1 protein-coding gene is annotated in these 1,166 nt (G+C 54.5%); it reads right to left on the bottom strand.

Annotated features, from left to right (window positions below):
* Nucleotides 1-1,166 (bottom strand): heavy metal translocating P-type ATPase (locus Q0372_RS07695; protein WP_298104564.1); only part of this gene is annotated, 1,166 nt, incomplete at both ends.

Here is a 1,166-nt window from a genome sequence, read left to right as displayed (position 1 = left end):
CACGTCGCCCGCGCCCTTGGCTACGTCGCTGCCGCCGTTCATCGCGACGCCGATGCTAGCCGCTTTTAAGCTCGGCGCGTCATTGACGCCGTCGCCCACGAAAAGCACCCGCTTGCCCTCATCCGTCAGGGATTTGATGAACTCATATTTGCCGCTTGGAAGCACTCCGCTTTTTACCTCGTCGATGCCGAGGTTTTGAGCGACAAAATTTGCCGTTTTTGCGTTATCGCCCGTTAGCATGACGGTTTTTACGCCGCTTTTTTGTAGCGTCTGCACGACGCTGCGCGCTTCAGCTCTGATCTCGTCGCTAAATGCGATGAAGCCCGCATACGAGCCGCCTATCGCGCAGTAAACGACGCCGAAGCCCTTGTCTAAAAGCTCCTCCGCTTCTATTTCGACGCCCGCATCCACGCCGCGCTCGCGCAGAAAGCCCGCGCTGCCGCAAAGAATTTCGCCGGTTGGATTTTTAGCGACGATCCCCTTGCCCGCGATGCTTTCGAACTCGCCGTTAAGCTTAGAAATTTCGCCGAATTTCAGCTCGGCAAATTTTACGATCGCCTTTGAGATCGGATGCTCGCTAAGCTTTTGGGCACTTGCTAAAGCGTAGAGATCCTGGGCGCTCAGATCGCTGAAGCTTACCGAAATTTCGCCCTTGCTAAGCGTGCCTGTTTTATCAAAAACCGCGACGTCGGCGCCTTTTAAAATTTCTAAAATTTCGGGATTTTTGATTAAAATTCCAGCCTTTGCGGCGTTTGAGATCGCGCAAACGATAGCGATCGGCGTCGCAAGCCCTAGCGCGCACGGGCAGGAGATGATAAGCACGCAGATAGCGGCGGATGCGGCATAAGAGAGTCGCCCGTCAAGCGCCATCCACGCTATAAAGCTAGCAAGCGCGATCAAAATCACCGCGGGCACGAAGATATTTGAAATTTTATCCGCAAAGCGCGCGATCGGCATCTTTTTGTTGCCCGCCTCGTTCAGCAAATTTTTAATCTCGGCAAGCAGCGTCTGATGCGAAAATTTCGTCACCTTCACGTAGATGACGCCGTCCGTGCTGACGCAGCCTGCGTTTACCTCATCGCCCACGCCTTTATAAACCGCTAAGCTCTCGCCGCTGAGGAAAATCGCGCCGCCGAAGAGAATGAGGTTGCCGACCGTGCGTTTCG

Source organism: uncultured Campylobacter sp. (genome assembly GCF_937997405.1).
In the GTDB taxonomy this organism is placed as follows: Bacteria; Campylobacterota; Campylobacteria; order Campylobacterales; family Campylobacteraceae; genus Campylobacter_B.
Note: the sequence above shows the minus strand (reverse complement) of the source record. Positions and strands in the feature narration are given on the sequence as shown.